The sequence below is a fragment of the Paenibacillus sp. 7541 genome, from assembly GCF_002276395.1.
Lineage (GTDB): Bacteria > Bacillota > Bacilli > Paenibacillales > Paenibacillaceae > Paenibacillus_AQ > Paenibacillus_AQ campinasensis.
The window spans coordinates 1-17776 of the sequence record NZ_NQLZ01000035.1; the positions used below are offsets into that span (position 1 = coordinate 1).

General features: G+C 50.9%; 20 protein-coding genes. 13 read left to right on the forward strand and 7 right to left on the reverse strand.

Annotation, left to right across the window (positions count from 1 at the left end; genetic code table 11):
- The 4 genes from CHH75_RS19780 to CHH75_RS19795 all read left to right on the forward strand — a co-directional run.
- Positions 1-604, forward strand: a 604-nt coding sequence (locus CHH75_RS19780) for a polymorphic toxin type 28 domain-containing protein (protein WP_255223081.1), incomplete at its 5' end; no start/stop codon positions are given.
- Positions 605-621: 17 nt separating this feature from the next.
- The gene (locus tag CHH75_RS19785; RefSeq protein WP_244908280.1) at positions 622-1071 is read left to right on the forward strand and encodes a contact-dependent growth inhibition system immunity protein; all 450 of its coding nucleotides are present in this window, start codon (positions 622-624) and stop codon (positions 1069-1071) included.
- A gap of 326 nt (positions 1072-1397) precedes the next feature.
- Positions 1398-1637, forward strand: coding sequence for a helix-turn-helix transcriptional regulator (locus tag CHH75_RS19790; protein WP_095267282.1), 240 nt, complete (start codon positions 1398-1400; stop codon positions 1635-1637).
- Positions 1627-1977, forward strand: a complete 351-nt coding sequence (locus tag CHH75_RS19795; protein WP_095399004.1) for a DUF2178 domain-containing protein — start codon at positions 1627-1629, stop codon at positions 1975-1977. Before CHH75_RS19790 ends, CHH75_RS19795 begins: the two co-directional genes overlap by 11 nt.
- Before the next feature lie 146 nt (positions 1978-2123).
- On the opposite strand, the gene CHH75_RS19800 is transcribed toward CHH75_RS19795, so the two are convergent.
- Both CHH75_RS19800 and CHH75_RS19805 read right to left on the reverse strand, forming a co-directional pair.
- Complete coding sequence (locus tag CHH75_RS19800) at positions 2124-3014, reverse strand: class I SAM-dependent methyltransferase (RefSeq protein ID WP_095399005.1); 891 nt, start codon at positions 3012-3014, stop codon at positions 2124-2126.
- A 231-nt stretch (positions 3015-3245) separates the two neighbouring features.
- A complete protein-coding gene (locus CHH75_RS19805) occupies positions 3246-4616 on the reverse strand; it encodes a helix-turn-helix domain-containing protein (RefSeq protein WP_095399006.1) in 1371 nt (456 codons plus the stop codon).
- Positions 4617-4827: 211 nt separating this feature from the next.
- On the opposite strand from CHH75_RS19805, the gene CHH75_RS19810 reads away from it, so the two are divergent.
- From CHH75_RS19810 to CHH75_RS24690, 3 genes are read left to right on the forward strand one after another with little or no spacing between them, the layout of a single operon-like run.
- A complete protein-coding gene (locus CHH75_RS19810) occupies positions 4828-5346 on the forward strand; it encodes a DUF4241 domain-containing protein (protein WP_095267286.1) in 519 nt (172 codons plus the stop codon).
- A gap of 1 nt (position 5347) precedes the next feature.
- On the forward strand, positions 5348-5833 hold the full coding sequence (locus tag CHH75_RS19815; protein WP_095399007.1) for a GNAT family N-acetyltransferase: 486 nt from the start codon (positions 5348-5350) through the stop codon (positions 5831-5833).
- A 29-nt stretch (positions 5834-5862) separates the two neighbouring features.
- Positions 5863-6054, forward strand: a complete 192-nt coding sequence (locus CHH75_RS24690) for a hypothetical protein (RefSeq protein WP_141235869.1) — start codon at positions 5863-5865, stop codon at positions 6052-6054.
- Here the strand turns inward: CHH75_RS24690 and CHH75_RS19820 are convergent.
- A complete protein-coding gene (locus CHH75_RS19820) occupies positions 6033-6410 on the reverse strand; it encodes a hypothetical protein (RefSeq protein ID WP_095399008.1) in 378 nt (125 codons plus the stop codon). The two genes, CHH75_RS24690 and CHH75_RS19820, sit on opposite strands and share 22 nt — an antisense overlap.
- A gap of 410 nt (positions 6411-6820) precedes the next feature.
- Positions 6821-8962: an alpha-amylase family glycosyl hydrolase gene (locus CHH75_RS19825; protein WP_095399009.1), complete on the reverse strand. Its 2142-nt coding sequence runs from the start codon at positions 8960-8962 to the stop codon at positions 6821-6823.
- Positions 8963-9285: 323 nt separating this feature from the next.
- Here CHH75_RS19825 and CHH75_RS19830 point away from each other — a divergent pair, with 323 nt between their 5' ends.
- The 4 genes from CHH75_RS19830 to fhuB all read left to right on the forward strand — a co-directional run bounded on the left by CHH75_RS19830 (position 9286) and on the right by fhuB (position 13478).
- Entirely contained in the window at positions 9286-9861 is a 576-nt protein-coding gene (locus tag CHH75_RS19830; RefSeq protein WP_095399010.1) for an SMI1/KNR4 family protein, read from the forward strand.
- Between the two features lie 83 nt (positions 9862-9944).
- Entirely contained in the window at positions 9945-10151 is a 207-nt protein-coding gene (locus CHH75_RS19835; protein WP_095399011.1) for a hypothetical protein, read from the forward strand.
- 178 nt (positions 10152-10329) lie between these two features.
- Positions 10330-11373, forward strand: a complete 1044-nt coding sequence (locus CHH75_RS19840; protein WP_413773630.1) for an ABC transporter substrate-binding protein — start codon at positions 10330-10332, stop codon at positions 11371-11373.
- A complete protein-coding gene (gene fhuB / locus CHH75_RS19845) occupies positions 11370-13478 on the forward strand; it encodes a Fe(3+)-hydroxamate ABC transporter permease FhuB (RefSeq protein ID WP_095399012.1) in 2109 nt (702 codons plus the stop codon). Before CHH75_RS19840 ends, fhuB begins: the two co-directional genes overlap by 4 nt.
- Positions 13479-13609: 131 nt before the next feature.
- On the opposite strand, the gene CHH75_RS19850 is transcribed toward fhuB, so the two are convergent.
- Positions 13610-14392, reverse strand: coding sequence for a GNAT family N-acetyltransferase (locus CHH75_RS19850; RefSeq protein ID WP_255223082.1), 783 nt, complete (start codon positions 14390-14392; stop codon positions 13610-13612).
- Positions 14382-15071, reverse strand: a complete 690-nt coding sequence (locus tag CHH75_RS19855) for an HAD family hydrolase (protein WP_095399043.1) — start codon at positions 15069-15071, stop codon at positions 14382-14384. The genes CHH75_RS19850 and CHH75_RS19855 overlap by 11 nt, the downstream gene beginning before the upstream one ends.
- Before the next feature lie 141 nt (positions 15072-15212).
- Between CHH75_RS19855 and CHH75_RS19860 the strand changes: the two genes are divergently transcribed.
- Complete coding sequence (locus CHH75_RS19860; protein ID WP_095399044.1) at positions 15213-15560, forward strand: hypothetical protein; 348 nt, start codon at positions 15213-15215, stop codon at positions 15558-15560.
- 142 nt (positions 15561-15702) lie between these two features.
- On the opposite strand, the gene CHH75_RS19865 is transcribed toward CHH75_RS19860, so the two are convergent.
- Positions 15703-16548 carry a nucleotidyltransferase domain-containing protein gene (locus tag CHH75_RS19865; RefSeq protein WP_095399013.1) on the reverse strand — a complete coding sequence of 282 codons (846 nt, stop codon included), beginning with the start codon at positions 16546-16548 and terminating at the stop codon, positions 15703-15705.
- Between the two features lie 197 nt (positions 16549-16745).
- Between CHH75_RS19865 and CHH75_RS19870 the strand changes: the two genes are divergently transcribed.
- Positions 16746-17606, forward strand: a complete 861-nt coding sequence (locus tag CHH75_RS19870) for a phosphotransferase (RefSeq protein WP_095399014.1) — start codon at positions 16746-16748, stop codon at positions 17604-17606.
- Positions 17607-17776 lie beyond the last annotated feature (170 nt).

Below are 17776 nucleotides of genomic sequence, written 5' to 3' on the forward strand. Positions count from 1 at the left end.
CACACAGTCGGCAATGATCATTGGAGGCGCACTCCTCAACCGTGCTGGACTTAGAGGGGGAGGCCCGCGGAATAATAAGCATGATGATCTTGGCGGCGGAAGTGGTGGTGGAAGCGGTAGCGGTAATGGTGGCAGCGATCGTGGAAGTAGAGGCAACAGTGGTGGTAATAGTAGTGGTGATGGTGACGGTAAGAAGTCGGGGGATGTGGGGACGGGTAAGGGTGGTAAGATAATCTCTAGTGTTGATGATTTATCAGAAGTTGCAAAGTCTAAAATTACTACTAGCCAAAGAGCTACATTGAACCAACAGGAGAGAACATACTCGCATTTAACCGAAATGGATTTAAAAGGAGCACAGAGAGACTTAGATGGCGCTCCTGTTCCCAAACCAGGTGGAGGTTATTATGATCATGCTCAAGAAGTTTCTGATGCATATCGTGGTTTAGTTGATTTAAAAAGAAGTTGGGAAGGGATGCTTAAAAATCCTAATTTAGATGATGAACTTCGGCAACTTTACACATCTAAGTTGAATGAGGTAAACGCTACAATGGAAAAAGTTGAAACTATGTTTAGTCCACATGGCGGAGTGTTTCCACCTAAATAATGATTGGAGTAATGTATATGATTAATAGAAAAAAGACATTAAAAGAGTATTTGACTGATGAAGATTATGAAAGTGTAGTACAAAATGCAACAAAGTTTTCTGATATGTCGCTACCTGTGTGGCATTTGGAGATTACAGGTAAATGTCTGTGTGAGTTATCGAACTTCGATTTGATCCGTTGTATTAGACAGGATGTTTTTACAGATTTAGCGACGTTTGAAATTATTGAGAGGATTGATGAACAGAATACACCGTTCTATGCTGATATTGATTCAATGGAATTGATGGAAAAGTTATCATCTGTTAGTTCGGATATACTTTCAGTATATAAGAGTAAATTGGATAAAATGATTGAAAATGTTGAAAAGAATGACTTAATAAATTTAGCGGATATTTGGATGTTCGATGAACAGAAGGAGACGTATCAAGGCTACATAGATGTAATAAAAAATAAAATTCATGGATAATGGTAAGCAATACTTGACTGGTGGTGGGGGGGACACCCAGTGCCGAATGAACCCATTATCCAACAATAACACAAATAAACCCATGTAATACCTGTATTGAAATTTTTCCATTTCGATTGTACGCACAATAATGCTTGAATTTTATACCTCCAATAATGCTTTGACGAACCTGACGAAATCATGAATTTCGTCAGGTTCTTTCTGCATTCGGGCTCTTGTTGTATCAAAGCAATCCAATCAAAAGTAAAGTTATTTAACGCTTTTGTATAAGTATACTTTACTTTTATAAAAAGTGAGTTTATAATTTGTTTCAAGAGGTGATGGTCATGAAGAAAGATTTTGGTGATTCGATATCTAACAAGGTTTATGAATATCGTGTACTTGCCAGAATGTCTCAGCAAGAATTAGCTGAGAAGGTCGGAGTTTCCAAACAAACCATCTTCGTCATGGAAAAAGGAAATTATGTTCCGACGCTGCTGTTAGCTTTTCGAATTGCGGAGTTTTTTAATGTTGATGTAAACGATATTTTTAGTTACGTGAAAGGAAATGATCAAAATGATAAGTAAGTTTTTCTCAGATATCCACGACGCAATTTTTTTACCTTTAAAGTCCTGGGCTGAACAATCTCCGGGAAATTGGAATATTCTCATTGGTGTGGGTGGATTACTGCTTATTGGTAGTATGATTTTTGTCTATGTATTTCATAAGATGATTGGGCAAGACGACGAACGGACAAATAAAATCTTTTTGAAAAGCAGTTACTGTATGCTGTGGGCCATTATTCTATGTGACATGATTTTTCCCAAAGAGTATATGTGGAACATCTTTTTCTTGTTCAAATATTCGCTGGGCTTTTTAGCTGGTGGAGTTTACATGGCCATACAATATAAAAAGGACTTTTCATAGAGGGCAGTTACGATAGGCTAAAGCTCATGGCGAGTCATGAAGAGAACGTGTGGATACCCGTCAGGCGTTTAACAACCTGTGCAGTATCCACACGGATAATAAGGGATTCGGGCTTAACGGTCCTTCAGTAATTTCGCGATAAGCACTCAGTTCTCTCGGGTGTACATGTTCTGATCCTGCAATCGAATCAGTACTTTGCCGAATCGTCCGCCTTCCTGGATAACAACCTTGCCAGACGGATAGGCTTGCTCCAGATAGTCGGCAATGATCTTTCGCTTCCGCTCATCCACAGGCAGTCGATGATGACGAAGCCAAGTTATCGCTTCTTCCAGCGCCTCTTCTGCGGAGAGTTCCTTTGATTTCGTTTCCCGTGTAATCAGCGATTCGTAAGCGTAACCTTTCAAATACAGCAGATGCAGCAAGTATGCCATTTCCGTAGGTTTCGAATGGAGGGGCTGATCGGTGACGAGCGGCCAGATCTCATTCACCAGGCTATGCTCGTGCGTATTTACCGGCATGCTGATATAACAGAACTGTCGGGCGCATTGGAGGATCTTGTTCACGCTATCCCAATCATGGACAACCGGACACATGGAGACAAAGACGAGATCGAATGCCTGATTCCAGCCTCTTGCCGCGACGTCGATATCCTCGAATCTCTCGGGTACAATCTTGACTTGATGTTTGGTCAGATGCGCGATGTTGTAGTCCAGCAATTCGATCAGCGGAGGGGAGGTCTCAATGGCCGTTACCGCAGCTCCACGCTCTGCAAACGGCACGGTGAACACGCCCGAGGCGGCGCCGATATCCAACACTGAGGCATGCTCGAACCGCACGCCCTGTCCTTCCAGCCAATTGATGATTCTCCTGGACCGCTTCCGTCCCTCTTCGTTAAACGATTGCTCGTTGAATGCCTCGGCCTTCTGATCGAAAGATCTGGAAGGATCAATGCCGGCCTTTCTCATTTTGCTTATCACGGTGTTGGCGTCGTTTTTCCAAGCTTTTTCCCATATAGCTGCATTAAAAAATTCATTCATGTTGTCGCCTCCAATTGTTTATTCGTTATAATTATAGATCTACAATATCCATTATTGAGGCGCGAAAAGGCTGAACTTGCTGACATCATCATTAATCCGTACTTTTCAAGAACGGCTGCGATTTTTCACCTTTCTTCTCGGCGGTGTCTTTATTATAGATCTATGTTATCCATAATAAACAATTCAACTTCAAGTTGCAATCCCATTGTCATCTGAAAATGTAGAAATGGATTAAATCACAAGCATTCCGCTGCTTCTGCGGCTTTGTCGTATCGCTTCATATCGCTCCAGATCGGCATGACTTAACTTGGACCGAAGATGCTCCAGGATCGTCTTACATCTCATAACGTTGACAGGATTGCGGATTTGATAGGAGACCTCTAATGCGTCTAATAAATACCCGATGCCTTTCGAGGTGTTCTGCTGTCGCAAATAATACTCCCCGACATCCGCCAGAAAAATGGCAAAGCCGTCATCGATCATCTGGCCGGTATAGGTTCCGGTGGCGCTTTTGTCCTGAAGAAACGCTGCGATAAGATGTTCATTCGGCTCAAGATATCTCTCAATCTCAAACTGATACCTATTGGCAGCCTGGACAATGTTGAATAGAGCACGAAGAATTTCGTTCTCATGGGAAGAGATGTACGCCATGTAGGCATCGAGCACCTCTACTTTTCCCATCATCAACTGATACAGATAGCGGTTGGCCGTCGCCCACACCTTAAACTGCTGCTTGGTGTCTTCGGCAGCCTCATCACCTTCTACAACCCAGCTGTGCTCCTCGTAGCGGGATACGTACTCCAGAGCCAGCTCATAATCGGCATGCTCGGCGGCAATAGAACCTAGAATCAGGTCCGAGTATAAAATATAACCAAATAACGGCTTCGCCGGCTCGATCACGCTTCTCTTCGTCTTGGAAGCATGATGCTTGGCGTTATACCGCATTCTAGCGATGCGTCCCATTTCCTGCGCGTACCCTCGTGCCTTGTCCCACTTACGTAAAGACAGCAGAATATTCGCCAGGTCCTTCAGACCGTCCAATTGCAGAGCCTCCGGAAGCCGCCGGACATAGGGCTCAAATTGAATGGCACAGTTCAGGTTATGCTCCTGATCGGCATTTAAGGAGGACGTGAATATTCGATACTGGCACCAGCTCAAGCGTTCCGAATGCTGATATTTTTCACTTTCGGCAACTTTTGTGTAGAGGATGAGGGCAGCTTCGGCATATCCTTGATGATACAGTTCCTCTGCACAATCAAATAGCTGATCGGAGTAACTCAGATGCTCTGTCAGCATACCTGCCGCCTGCTCGATACAATCGAGCTTGCCTATTTCAGCACAGCGGATGATATAAGGACCGAGCCTTCTCCAGTTGGCCGTGGATTCTTGTACATACGCCGCATAGAAGTGCCCTTCCTCAAGGCCCATCGCGCGCGTAATCGCGTCCAGGCTTGCTACAGACAGCTGCAGCTGTGCATGAAGGAATCGGCTGAGCGTTCCCGAGTTCACTCCCGATAATGCGGCAAAGGCAGAGATGCTCACATGATTCTCCTCCATATATCGTAAAAGCGCTGTGCTGATCGTGAAGTCGGTAGGCACCATCACACTCACCCTCCAAGACGTGTTCCATATTCAGGAAATGACGTATATAAGTAATTTACTGTACGAATACACCCGTGGTCAATGCCTTACAACAGAAATCTGGTACATAAGCAGCATGGCTATTTTCCTTGCGTATTCAATAAGCTGATCCGATGCCTTCGATGCATGCTAGAATAGATGTACAACAACATTGTGAATGGAGGTATCCTCGTTGATCATTCAACTGGGTAATTTCGAAGTGAATTCCGGTCAACTGGTAGTGGCCGATCCTTGCTATGATTTGGAGACGACAAGCAACGTGATCATAGGTACGGTGGAGCCTGTGCTGAACGGCATGTGGTCCGCAGAGGTGGAGAAGATCGAGCTCCCGGACTGGGGCGAGGCTAACGCCAAGCTGACGGCATATCATCCATCTGTTGCCGAACAGGGCGAATATCTGGAATGGATCAAATGTCCGTTTGTCGTTGGGGTGGATAGCGGGCAGGCGGGGATTTTTGATATTCGCAAGTACCGGATTCCGGATGCAGGAGCAGCACCGGGCAGCTCCGATACAGACTCTGATTGGTATTACGCTTGTTGTGATATGACCGAGAGCGGGGAAGAGGCCGGCGTGCTGGATGGAGGGGCCGTCTCGCGCAGCGGCATAGGTGACGGGGCGTACGGCGTGTATAAGGCGGTTAATGCCCAGGATCAGGTCGTCGGTGTGAAGATTGTGTTTATTAAACGTTAGGATGCATCCGCAGCGTCGAACCATAATCGACATTCAGCTGGTTGAACTTGAAGAACCGTATCATAAAGCATACACAGCCAGTGAAGATGATTGGGAGCTTTATAGCAGGATTGCTCCCCAGGGATATTCATTAGGAGCCTATATAGGCACATCATTAATTGGTGTAGTCATAGCTGAGGAGGTAAAGTGGAATAATACCGTATTGATTTGGCATTTTCAAGTTGCAGAAGACTATAGAAGAATGTCTGTGGGTCGACAGTTGATGGAAGAATTAGTACGTCTTGCAGAGGGAAACGGAATCCGAGCTATCAACCTGGAAACGCAGAATACCAATGTAAATGCGATAAGGTTCTATAGAAAATGTGGATTTGAAATAGAAGGAATTGATCTATCCTATTACACGAACGATGATGTATCAGATGGAGAAGTGGCCATTTTTATGAAAAGAAAAATTAAAATTCGGGCAACAGGGCAAGGGTTAAAGTAAATGGTATCTGTGTTCGATTGTTATCCGATATGAACGAATCCCCGTTGCATGGAGGGATGCTGCATGTTGTTATGGTCATTCGGGACTTCTTCATGCAGCTCAATCCCGCTGTCTACTACATCACGGATCATTATCGCAACGCCCCCTATGTGCTTGTGCGCCTGTCCGCTGCCCGGCAGCCGATGGGGGGCCGTGATCTTTACTTGGCGCGGAAGATCTGATCAAAAAACGCCTTAACCTCCTCAATATCCTGCGTGTCTACAACAATCTCTTTATCATTCGTCACTAACATGGTCGGGAATTTCTTGACCTTTATTTTTTTGGCTCTTTTCTCGTTATCCACTCTCGTCACATCATACACCTGGATGCCTTTAATCACGGTCAGCAATTCATCGCTTGAGTTCATATAGTCAAGCAGCTCCATATCGAGCGGGGTTCGCTCTTCGTAAAATAAGTGAATCACATAGGTATCGCTGGAATCCGAGAGAAAGTAATCCATAGCCGCCTCTCTATTAGAGCTGCTGCATCCTACTGTCAGCCATAACGCCATAATAACAAGCCATACCGTCTTCTTCACAGGGTTCACCTCATGGTATTTCTAAGATCATTCTTCACTTATCTTGGTTAACGCGGAGTATAATATCTCAAAAACATAGCTTCCATTATCTTGGATTTTATATTTCTTATGATCAACTATAAGTTCTCCTTCTTCATTGATGTCTAATGTGTAGTCATCTAAAGAACCATGCCGTCACGATAAAATATATACACACTTAAAAACGGGCCTTTCTAATCAATTATAAGGGATGAAATGCAGGAGTCTCCATTTATTTTATCGATAAATCCTGGGGGTACTTCTATGGTCAGTGAATACACCTTAAGAATCGTGCGTGTGGAGGCAAGACTCTACAGCACCCTTCCCCACATAACGTAACAAGCGGCCCCGTGCCTCTACCCGGAGCCGCTTGCTTACCTTGCAAGTGACTATTAAGGCTGCCAGTTCACATTCACCGTTGCCGTGCCGCTGGTTGGGGTGGTGAAGGTGCGATTCGCGCCGCCTTCCCATGTGACGGTGGAGCCTTGCTTTTTCAGGAATTTAAATTCAATCGTTTGGCCTGCCGGAACGCTGACATCATAATACCAAGTCGGGTATTGGTAGACGACCTGATTATACATCGGGCCGATCGCGTTGTTCGGATCCCAGTTGCCCAGCTCGCTGACATTGCCCGTGAGGAACACATTCTGTCCCAGCGCCGTTGTGGCATTGTTGATTACGAACCGAACGGTGACCTGGTCTCCGGTCAGCACCTCGAAATTGTCGTAGATGTTGCTGGCTGCTCCGGCTGCGTTGGCAACTCTGATATCATAGATGCCGCCAGGGACCGCAGGGATTTTCACCTGGATTTGTGTATCTTCCCAAGCTACGATGTCCGCGCCAGTGACTGCCGTTGTACCGAAGTAAACCGTTCCCTTGCCGGAGCCGAAGCCGCGGCCGTCAATCGTAATCGTGACCCCTGGCTTGGCCATCATCGGGCCGACATTGCCGATGATCGGAGCTGTGGCATCGGTTGTGTACTGCCATACAGCAGTGCCGCCAGGAGCCAAAGTAAAGTTGGAAGCTGCACCGCCAGCACCCACGGTTAGCGTATTGCCGTTCAGAATTCCGCCGAGCACATCGTTATAGCTGCCCTGCGGGAGGGAAGTGACAAGGCCGGTAATCGAAGCCGGTGTGTTCATATTGCGGTTAATGGCAACAACGGCCACGTTATTGCCGAATTTGCGTTCATAGATGATCACATCGTTGTTGATCCAGCGCTCCTGTGTGGAACCGTAAGCGATGGCCGGGTTGGATTTGCGGAGCGGAGCGAGCTTTTGGATGACTTGATATGCGGTCGTCGTCGTGGAGAAGGAAGGGATCCGTGCACGGTTGTCCGGATCATTCCCGCCAGACATATACTGCTCGCTGCCGTAATAGATGGCAGGCACACCGCGTGAGGTCAGGGTAAAGGCCAGCGCCTGCTCCAGCTTCCGTCTGTCGCCATTGCTGGTGTGGAAACGCTCCATGTCATGATTGTCGATGAAGGTCACCTGGTCATTCACCTGGGCATAGTCTACTTCAGAGCCCTCCAGCATCGCCTTCAGGCCGTACATATTGTCGGTGTTGTCCCTGAACACTTGCCGAGCCTTCTGGGCAAAGCGGAAATCGAGCAGGCTCATCCCGGACTCGTTAGCGAATTGATGGTATTCCGGACTAATCTCATTGACGCCTAGGAACCATTCGCCGAAGGTGAAGACCGGCTTGTAGTTGTTAATGGTGGACATAAAGCTCTTCTGCCAGCCGAATGGCATATGCTTGACCGCGTCCACGCGAATGCCGTCAACCCCGAGGTCGAGCCACATTTTGATGGCATCCTTCAGATACACATCGACGCTGCTGTTGTTATGATTCAGGTCAGCCAGATCGTACAGGTTTTTATAAATGCCGTTCTCAATGGTGGAGAAATCCGTGCCGCCATAATGGTGGAACAGATTTTGGGTATCGTTGGTGTATCCGCCCAGCAGATTGCCGTTATCGTACAAGCGGCCGTTCTCTGCAAAGGAAGGATCATCCGAAGAAGCCGGAGATGTATGGTTCGGTGCAAAGTCGATGATGACTTTTATGTTATGCGCATGCGCGGTGTCGATCAGGTTTTTGAAGTCCTGCATCGTTCCGTAGGCCGGATTGGTCTTCTTGAAGTCCCGGGCCCAGTAGCCGTGATAAGCCGTATTATTGACGCCGGAGTAGTTGATCACGCTGTAGATATTCTCGACAGGCTGTGAAATCCAGATGGCCGTAATGCCCATGCCGGTCAAATAACCGTCGTTGATTTTGTTGATGATGCCTTGCCAGTCGCCGCCGCAGTATAAGCGAAGATTCGTACATGATCCGTCAAATGCCGCGCCGGTCGGATTGTTGGCCGGATTGCCGTCCGAGAACCGGTCGGTGAAGATCTGATATATGACATCCGTGCTGAAATTCTGCTTGTTGGATACCGAGGTATCCGGGGCTGCGTGGACCGGGCTCAAGAGGCCCAGCGTGAGGGATAACCAGAGTGTCCATACGGCTGTTAGTTTCATAAATCTTTTCATACTATACCTCCTCATCGTATACAATGCTTGGGGATAACAGGCCTGTCCGTCGCTTTGGGGATCACCTCCTTCATCTCGGCTACATAAAAAACCCCGGCGTCTCTAATAGAGATACCGGGGTTGTTCCATACCGGGGGTAAGGTAAGGAATGCATAGCCCTTAGCTTGTATGTAAGTATAGTGATGTGTTCTTGTTCATTTTATATGAAAGCGAATTCAAATGTCAATATATAACAATATTCTCAGATATATAGTATGATCGAGGGAGTGGGATTAAGGAGTCGAGACGGATCAGGAAGACTGCCTTATAGGGGGATCGACGCCATGAATGTTAAAGATTTTATCCGCCAATTCAATGCCCGTTATCCTGACGTGGACCGGTGTGCACGGAATAGCAGTCGAGAGATTACAGAGCTGGAAGGAAGATTGGGCGTGCCGCTGCCGCAATCGTTCCGCATGTTTCTGAGCGAGCTTTCTAACGGGATGTTTCTGCTGGACAGCGAGCCGGTAGGAGGGTGCAGCAGCGAGTCCCCTTGCGGGGAGATCTGTATGACGAAGGTTATCCTGCCAGACCTCCCCGAGCAAGTAGCTGTCGCCGGATTAACAGAGAAGGTGGAGGCCAGTCGGCTTGTGTCCTTCACGATGTTCGATGCGGTTGGGTTATCCAATGACCATTGGGTGTTCATATATGAAGAGGGGATTCCGAATGACGAGTACAGGCTCGGTTTTATAAGCCAGCGTTCGAAGGCGATCGTTACAACCCTGCCAAGCTTTGAAGAGTGGTTGACCATTCTTTGGCAGCATGATGATGAAGAAGGAGCGGGAGTGCCTGTATTTCATGCCCTCTATCCCAACGCTGAGGAAAGAGACAGGCTTCTGGAGCAGGATGGCGGAACATAATTATAGAGTCGTAACGGTCCTTAACGGCTCTTTCGATTTCGGATCAAGAGATACGTAACGAATAAATTAGAGGAGGCGAGAATATGAAGCGAATCCGTATTATCCGTCCTCATGAGGACGCAGGGCTGAACTATGTCGGCTGGCTGTTTTTTTGTGCGTTATCCTTGATCACCCGGGGAAAATGTCATTCCATTGAACATTTGAAGCTGCAATATGAGGTGAAGGTAAAGAAAGACAACCAGCTTCATGTTCGCATGCACGAAGGCGAGCACGAACGGCTGTTGCGCTAGCGGCAGCCTTTTTATATCACGGTTCCGAAGCAAGGGCAGGCAAAATTTTCACCGCTCGCTATAATTCTATTGACAATACAATTGAGAATGATTATCATTTTTATTGACGTCAATGATTGCAATGATGACATCATTCATGGATCACAATACATAGGAAGAATCGAGGGGGAGAAACACAGTGCGTAATGCCAAGAGTTTAGTAATGATTTTATTCATATTTGCAGTGGTTCTGGCCGGCTGCGGCGGAGGAGCCGGGGGAACGAGTCCTGCAGCCAATTCCGGAGCGAATGAGTCTGCTTCGAATGCGGGAGAGACGGGTCAAGGCGGGGACAATGCGAATAACAGCCCGCAGACCCGCAAGTTTGAGCATGCGCTTGGAGAGACGGAAATCACCGGCGTGCCGGAGCGTATCGTCGCGCTGGAGTGGGTGTACGCCGAGGATGTGCTGGCGCTTGGGGTACAGCCTGTCGGCATCGCCGATATTGAAGGCATGAACAAATGGGTGAACATCCCGGTTGAGATCGGGCCGGAGGTAACCGACATCGGTCTGCGTCAGGAGCCGAACCTGGAGATCATCGCTTCCTTGAAGCCGGATCTGATCATCGGCGTGAAGTCGACGGCGGAAGCGAACTATGATGCCCTCAAGAGCATCGCGCCAACTCTGATATTTGATCCCTATCCGGGCGAAGGGGAAGGCGATCAGTATGACGAAATGATCAATACCTTCAAGACCATTGCCGATGCGATTGGCAAGCAGGAGGAGGCTGAGCAAGTGCTGAGCAGCCTGGAAGAGACGTACGCGGATGCCAAGGCCAAGCTGGAGGCGGCCGGTATGACCGAGCGTCCGATCGTGCTTGCGATGGGGTACAGCAACCAGAATGCGGTGACATTCCGGATCTCCACGGACAATGCGCTCGCCATCAAAACGCTGGAGCATATCGGCCTGACCAACGCGTATAAAGCGAATCAATTCGAAATATACGGCTTCACAACGACGGATGTGGAGGCATTGCCGGCACTTCAGGATGCGAATTTCCTGCATATTATCCAGGAGACCGACAACATTATCGACAATCAGCTGAAAGACAATCCGGTGTGGAAAGGTCTGAATTTTGTAAAAGAAGACCGCGTCTACGCGCTTGGCGGGGACATGTGGCCATACGGCGGCCCGCTGTCCGCCCAGCTTATGGCGCAGAAGACAGCTGACCTGCTCGCGCAATGAGTTCCGCTCAGCATCCGGCTCAAGGCGCTCAGCCGCCGAGCATCCATCCGGCCCCGCCCGCCTCTACAGGTTGGAGGGGCTGGAAGCCGTTATGGGTGCTGGTTCTGGGCCTTCTATCCCTGATCGTACTTACGTTTGTCAGTCTGACCCAAGGGCTGGCTGATATCTCCGTCAAGACAGTAGTTCAAGCGCTGGTATCCCCGCAGGACATCGCGGACCACCATATGATCCGCAGCGTTCGCCTTCCGCGAACGGTCATGGGGCTGCTGGCAGGAGCGGCACTGGCGGTATCGGGTGTGCTGATGCAGACCGTCACGCGCAACCCGCTGGCATCGGAGACAACGCTTGGCGTCAATGCGGGCGCTTATCTCGCGGTAGTGGTCGGTCTGATCTTCTGGCCGGGACTGCTGCATCAATACGCGCTTCCTTTGGCCGTTGCCGGTGGGACGCTCGCAGCGGTCGCTGTGTATGCGCTGGCGGGGAGGTCCTCCGGTTCGCCGCTGCGGATTGCCCTGTCCGGCATGATTGTGACGCTGGTGCTTTCCTCCGTGACAAGTGCGCTCGTGCTGCTGAATCAGCAGACAACGCAGGGCATTTTTCTGTGGGGCTCCGGCTCCTTGATCCAGAATGACTGGGATGGTGTCGCTTTCTCCTGGCCATGGATTGTCGGCGGCCTGCTCGTGCTGTATGTGGCAGTTCGCCAATGGGACATTCTGCTGCTGAATGAGGAGTCCGCCCGCTCGCTTGGGCAAAAGGTGGGCACCGCCCGCTTGCTGGCGATGGGCGCAGCGATCGTGCTGGCATGCGTGACGGTGAGTGTTGTCGGGCCGATTGGGTTCATCGGCCTGATTGCTCCCCATCTCGTCCGTCTGTCCGGTGTCATCCGTCACGGCGGACTGATCCCGCTGGCCGCGCTATGGGGTTCCGCGCTGCTCGTGGGAGCGGATACGGTGGCCCGCATGTTCGTGAACGCTTATGGCGAGCTGCCGGTTGGAGCCATTACGGCCATGCTCGGGGCACCCTGCCTGATCTGGCTGGCGCTGCGCGTATCCCGCTCGATGATCGGAAGCCCGAGAAGCTCTGGAGGCTCCATGATGATGGGCGGAAGTTTACGGCGTGTGCCTTATCCGGTGTTGGTAGCGCTGTTCGGCACCCTGCTGGTGATCATCTGGATCCTCAGCCTGATGAGCGGCAGCCTGCGCATTCCGCTATCGGAAGTGGTTGCGGTTCTGACCGGTGGCGGGGAAGCGATGTACCGCCAGATCTTGCTGGACTTCCGATTGCCAAGATTGCTGACGGCAGGGCTGTCCGGCATGGCGATTGCCATTAGCGGAAGCTTGCTGCAGCAGGCCGTCCGCAACCCGCTCGGCGATCCGCAGGTCGTAGGTGTGACCAGCGGGGCTGGGGCGGGCGCGCTGCTGCTGATGGTCGGCTTCCCGCAGCTGTCGGCAGCCTGGGTGCCGGTGGGCGCGGTGCTCGGAGGCATCGCCGCCTCGGCCCTGGTGTACGCAGTCTCCTGGAGAAGGGGGCTGCATCCGACCATCCTGACTCTGGTCGGCATCGCTGTAGCCGCGCTCGGTTCCGCCATCATCAACCTGATGATTATTCATGCGAAGGTGGACGTCGCGCCAGCGCTATCCTGGATGGCGGGCAGCACCTACAATCGGACCTGGACCGAGGTGCAGCGGATCGTGCCCACCCTTCTCATTCTGCTGCCGATTGCCCTATGGCTTGGCCGCAGGGTGGACCTGCTTGCCTTTAGCGAGGAGAGCTCTACCGGCCTCGGCCTGCATGTGCGCAATGCGCGCCTGTATGTCGCCATCATCGCCGTGCTGCTCGCCTCGATCGCTGCCGCCAATGTCGGCTCGGTGGGCTTCATCGGACTTCTGGCGCCGCATGCGGCCAGAATGCTGGTCGGCCCGAACCACCGGCGGTCGATGCTCATTGCCGCACTGCTCGGCGGCATACTGCTGGCTGCGGCCGACTGGATCGGCCGCGTCGTCATCATTCCGAAGGAGCTGCCTTCGGGCATCGTGACCGCGCTGATCGGGGCGCCGTATCTGCTGTTCCTGATGTCAAGGAGCAGCAAGCTGAAGCGGAAATAGCGCGAGCAATACGGTTTAATGGCAATCCGAATTTCATCGATTCGCAGCAGCTATGTGCGTGAGCATGCATACGATAACATAAGAAGAGGATGTTCCCAGGCCGCATGGGCGGCTTGGGAACATCCTCTTTTTTATCCTATATTCAAGTTTTCCTTCACTCTGTACCAATACCGGTAAGTCTCGGTGTACCCGAGCTTGCCATACAGCCTGAGCGCCGGAGCATTGCTGCATACGACTTGCAAGTAGCTGTGTCTGGCCCCGTGCTCCTGCCCCCATCTTAACAGATTCAGGATTAGCTGCTTGCCGAACCCTTGGTTTCGATAGCTTGGTGCCGTCACAATATTGTATAGACCGATGTAATCGCCTTCCAGTACACCGAGACCGCAGGCGACGACCTGTCCCTCGTGGGACAGTGAAATCAATCCTTTTCTCGCTTTCATATTCGCCAGCATTCGGGTCAGGATCTGTGTATCCCGGTCTGTTACGCCGCTGATAGCGCAGAAATGCGCCATCCATTCCGATCCATCACCCTCATCGATGGTGACAGCAGCAGGTTCAGGCTCTGGCAGCTGCTCCCAATGCAACGTTAGGACACAGCATGTATCCGCTAACGAGTAACCCCGCTCCTCCAAGACGCGATCCAGATGAGCCGGATGCACCCCGGGTGTGATTTTAAAAATAGTCGGCAGCCGGTTCTCCGCATATATGCGCTCGCAATGGCGAATTTTCTCGATTACGTCCATGCTTGTCTCCGCGCCGGCTCCCCGGCCAGCGGGATATAGAGGACTGATAGAGTTGGCCCGTCTGGTATAACCGTCCGCGAAACGAAGCACCCATCCGTCGAACATAAGCGTGGATAAGGACGGCCAGTGGTTGATCGAATATTCCTCCAGGAACCGGTACCTACTGTCCACGTTGAGTCTCCAGCCCCTTGGGGGCGGCCTCGGCCAGCAGGTGCATTAATTGCTCGACACTATGTACGATGTGGGCCGGATTCTCGCTCCTCAGTTCCTCGATTGATCCATAGCCATAGGTGACGCCAATCGCATCGATGCCGGTCCGGTTCGCCCCGATCAAGTCGTGCTTTCGGTCGCCAATCATCACGAAATGCTGTCTGTCATACTCCGGATATTGATCTAATATCGTTTGGATAATTTCGGCTTTGGCCGATCGAGTGCCGTCCAGATTGCTGCCGACCACAACGTCGAAATAGGCGTCGAGGTGGAAATGCTGCAATATTTTTTCGGAGAATACCGTAGGCTTCGAGGTCGCCACGGCCAGCACCTTGCCGCGTTCCTTAAGCTCTGCCAGCAGCTCGGGAATCAGAGGGTAAAGTTCATTCTCATACATGCCGGTCGCCTGGAATCGTTCGCGATAATAGGCTACAGCCTGGCTGGTCTGGTCGGCGTCAAAAGCATACATCGTGGAGAAGGACTCCTGCAGCGGCGGGCCGATAAAGCCTTCAAGCTGGTCCAGATCGGGCTCGATGATCCCCATGTTCTCCAGCGCATATTGAACACATCTCGTAATCCCTGCCTTGGGGTCAGTCAACGTGCCGTCGAGGTCAAACAGAATGACGTGATAATGATTCAGCATATCGATCTCCCTTCCACCCGTGTACTGGGGGCTGCTTCCATGCCCAAAAAAACAATAGAATTGCTTCTGGAGTTCCATTATAATGCTTCTCATAGCGAAATGGAACGTAACGAGATTAAGATAGAAGGAAGGGTTACGATGAAGGTGATCACCTTATGCGGCTCCACGAAGTTCAAACCGCAATTCGACCTGGCGAACGCGTTTCTGACGCTGCAAGGCCATCTTGTGTTCGGACTGGCGTTTTTCGAGCAGAGCGAAGGCTTCGAGATTACCTGTGAGCAGGCGGAGCTGCTGGGAGAGCTCCATTTTCGAAAAATAGATCGGTCTGATGAAATCTACGTGATCGATGTCGGGGGATATATCGGCGACAGCACCAGACGAGAGATCGAGTATGCCAAGCAACAGGGCAAGGCTGTCCGGTATTACTCCAGCGGCGGGATTCCGGATTCCCTGGACCAGATTGTAAGCTTAACGGCTGGGAAGTAACGTGGGTGGAAAAAAGGGGACCCGCAGGTCCCCTCATGCTGCTCCAGCACAGCTGGAGCGGCAAATCTGGAGCATCTGGCTAATTTGGCAAATGCCAGGCTCCAATGCTCGCTCGAACTCCATGCTCGCCTATATGCTCGCGCTAATTCTGGACTTCGCCGAGCAGCGCTCCCGTTTCACCCACCAGATCCTCCAGCAGCTTGATCGCCTGCCCGGTGTTCTCGGGGTTCGTCGATAGCAGGCTGAAGAGATGGTCCACCCTGCGCTTGTAGTCCGCAGGTCGGTTGGCGAATCCGTCGATCATGCGCACCGCCTTCTTTTCATTGATGCAGTATTCTTCATTGAGGGCAAACAGCACCTGATTCAGACAGGAGATGCTGCGGAAGCAGTGGCCTGCCACGTAGGACAGGTCATCCTTATCCATATTCTTCTCGGCAAAGCGATGAGAGAACGAAGCCTCGAACATGAAAAAGCCGGTGATCGCATCCTTCAGCGGCTTCGGATACGGAAGGGTCTGCGCCTTCAGCCTGGCGATTTCCCCGTCGGGGTCGCTTAATATGCGGCAGGCAGCGACCTCGCCCATATACATCACGTTCAGATAAGCATGGGGATGCCCGGTGTGATAATGGCTCGATACGTTGCCGGATCGGCAGTCCTCCATAACCTTCTTCACTCTGTGAATATCCCGGAACAAGAGATCGACGTGATAGCCTTGGACGATGAGCCAGGCGCCGCCATTCACCCAGGCTCCCCACTCGCCAGGCGCGGCAACCAGCTTCTCTCTGTGCTGGTCATCAAGCCGGGTAGCCGCGATGTTTACTTGCTGCAGATCAAATCCTGCCGATTCATCATAATAGATGCCGATATCGATATCGGAATGTTCATGCGATGTGCCTCTCGCCCTGGAACCTCCGAGAACGATGCCAACGATGCCGGGGATGTCTGCCAGCTCTTTGGTGACTTGCTGTATGATATGTTGAACGGTCATCTTTCTTTCAACTCCCTCATGATAGTTCATTGTTCATGGCGTCTGCTTCTTACTTATTCATCGGTCCGGTGCACCTCCTGCTATGTTGCTGTCCGCTCCCCGGCGTATTCTTATATGAATCAAGTGTATCATGTTTTGGCTCTGACGTAAGTTCACGATAACCCCGTAACGATCTTATAGAAGGAGGATGACTTCAGTTGGAGAATTGGTTTGACGCGATTGCGTGGATTGAACAGGATGATCGAATGCGGGATTTTCGACAGGAGGACATGACAGTAGAGGCTATGACGCATGGGATGGAGGCGGAGGTCTATAAGCTAAGCTCCCGGCAGCAGAGCGCTGTGCTCAAGCTGTGGAATCGCCATTCAAGACCTGATGTCGGACTCCAGTACCAGTTGCTGCTTATGCTGCATGAGCAAGGGCTGCCGGTATCCCGGCCGCTGGGCTGGGGGCGTGATCCGAACGGAGCTTCCGCTTTGCTGACCACCTATGACGGTACTGAGCTGACTAAAGTCAATACAGCGACCATGACCCGGCTCGCGCATATGCTCTCAAGCCTGCATCATATGCAAGCCGCACCTGACCTTAAGCTGCGGTTACCTGCAAACGATGATGTGAATTATTTCTTCCCTGCGATTCATGAGCATCCGGACCTGGATCGGGCACTGAGAACTGTACTTATGACGACCCCGGTGGGTCACGGACATATCATTCATGGCGATTTCCATATCCGCAACATTCTTGAGCAAGATGGCAGGTTCACCGTGATCGATTGGACGAACGCGCGTCTGGGCGAGGCGGGGTATGATTATGCCTGGTCTCTCCTGCTGACAAGAATCTACATTTCCGAGTGTCTGGCCACTTCATTTCGGGCGGCGTATTTATCGGCGTTTCCCCTGCCAGCGGAGCATCTTGAAGGCTGGGAAGCGCTGGCATGTCTCCGGTGGGTGCTGCTGCACAGAACCGGGGCTGTACCGGCTGACGATCGCATACGGGCGAGGGCCCGGGGCATACTGTCCGGCAATGCGCATCTGACCGGATATAAGCTGGAGCTATAAATGTGCGTATTTAGGAAAAAAGAATCAGACAAACCTGTTTCCAAACCGCTGAACCGGTTTAAAATACATAAGATGTGCTAAATTTATCGGTTGGTTTGAATTCACAAATGTTGGATGGGGGGTACGCCGATTTTCATCCCTCATCATAAAATAAGTTAAGGTATAATAGG

What these genes read in the sequence shown, in the direction of transcription:
- CHH75_RS19815 (WP_095399007.1), top strand. Translation starts at nt 5,348, where the DNA reads ATGCATCCGCAGCGTCGAACCATAATCGACATTCAGCTGGTTGAACTT.
- CHH75_RS19860 (WP_095399044.1), top strand. Translation starts at nt 15,213, where the DNA reads ATGAAGGTGATCACCTTATGCGGCTCCACGAAGTTCAAACCGCAATTC.
- CHH75_RS19785 (WP_244908280.1), top strand. Translation starts at nt 622, where the DNA reads ATGATTAATAGAAAAAAGACATTAAAAGAGTATTTGACTGATGAAGAT.
- fhuB (WP_095399012.1), top strand. Translation starts at nt 11,370, where the DNA reads ATGAGTTCCGCTCAGCATCCGGCTCAAGGCGCTCAGCCGCCGAGCATC.
- CHH75_RS24690 (WP_141235869.1), top strand. Translation starts at nt 5,863, where the DNA reads ATGAACGAATCCCCGTTGCATGGAGGGATGCTGCATGTTGTTATGGTC.
- CHH75_RS19795 (WP_095399004.1), top strand. Translation starts at nt 1,627, where the DNA reads ATGATAAGTAAGTTTTTCTCAGATATCCACGACGCAATTTTTTTACCT.
- CHH75_RS19825 (WP_095399009.1), bottom strand. Translation starts at nt 8,962, where the DNA reads ATGAAAAGATTTATGAAACTAACAGCCGTATGGACACTCTGGTTATCC.
- CHH75_RS19790 (WP_095267282.1), top strand. Translation starts at nt 1,398, where the DNA reads ATGAAGAAAGATTTTGGTGATTCGATATCTAACAAGGTTTATGAATAT.
- CHH75_RS19800 (WP_095399005.1), bottom strand. Translation starts at nt 3,014, where the DNA reads ATGAATGAATTTTTTAATGCAGCTATATGGGAAAAAGCTTGGAAAAAC.
- CHH75_RS19805 (WP_095399006.1), bottom strand. Translation starts at nt 4,616, where the DNA reads ATGGTGCCTACCGACTTCACGATCAGCACAGCGCTTTTACGATATATG.
- CHH75_RS19865 (WP_095399013.1), bottom strand. Translation starts at nt 16,548, where the DNA reads ATGACCGTTCAACATATCATACAGCAAGTCACCAAAGAGCTGGCAGAC.
- CHH75_RS19830 (WP_095399010.1), top strand. Translation starts at nt 9,286, where the DNA reads ATGAATGTTAAAGATTTTATCCGCCAATTCAATGCCCGTTATCCTGAC.
- CHH75_RS19835 (WP_095399011.1), top strand. Translation starts at nt 9,945, where the DNA reads ATGAAGCGAATCCGTATTATCCGTCCTCATGAGGACGCAGGGCTGAAC.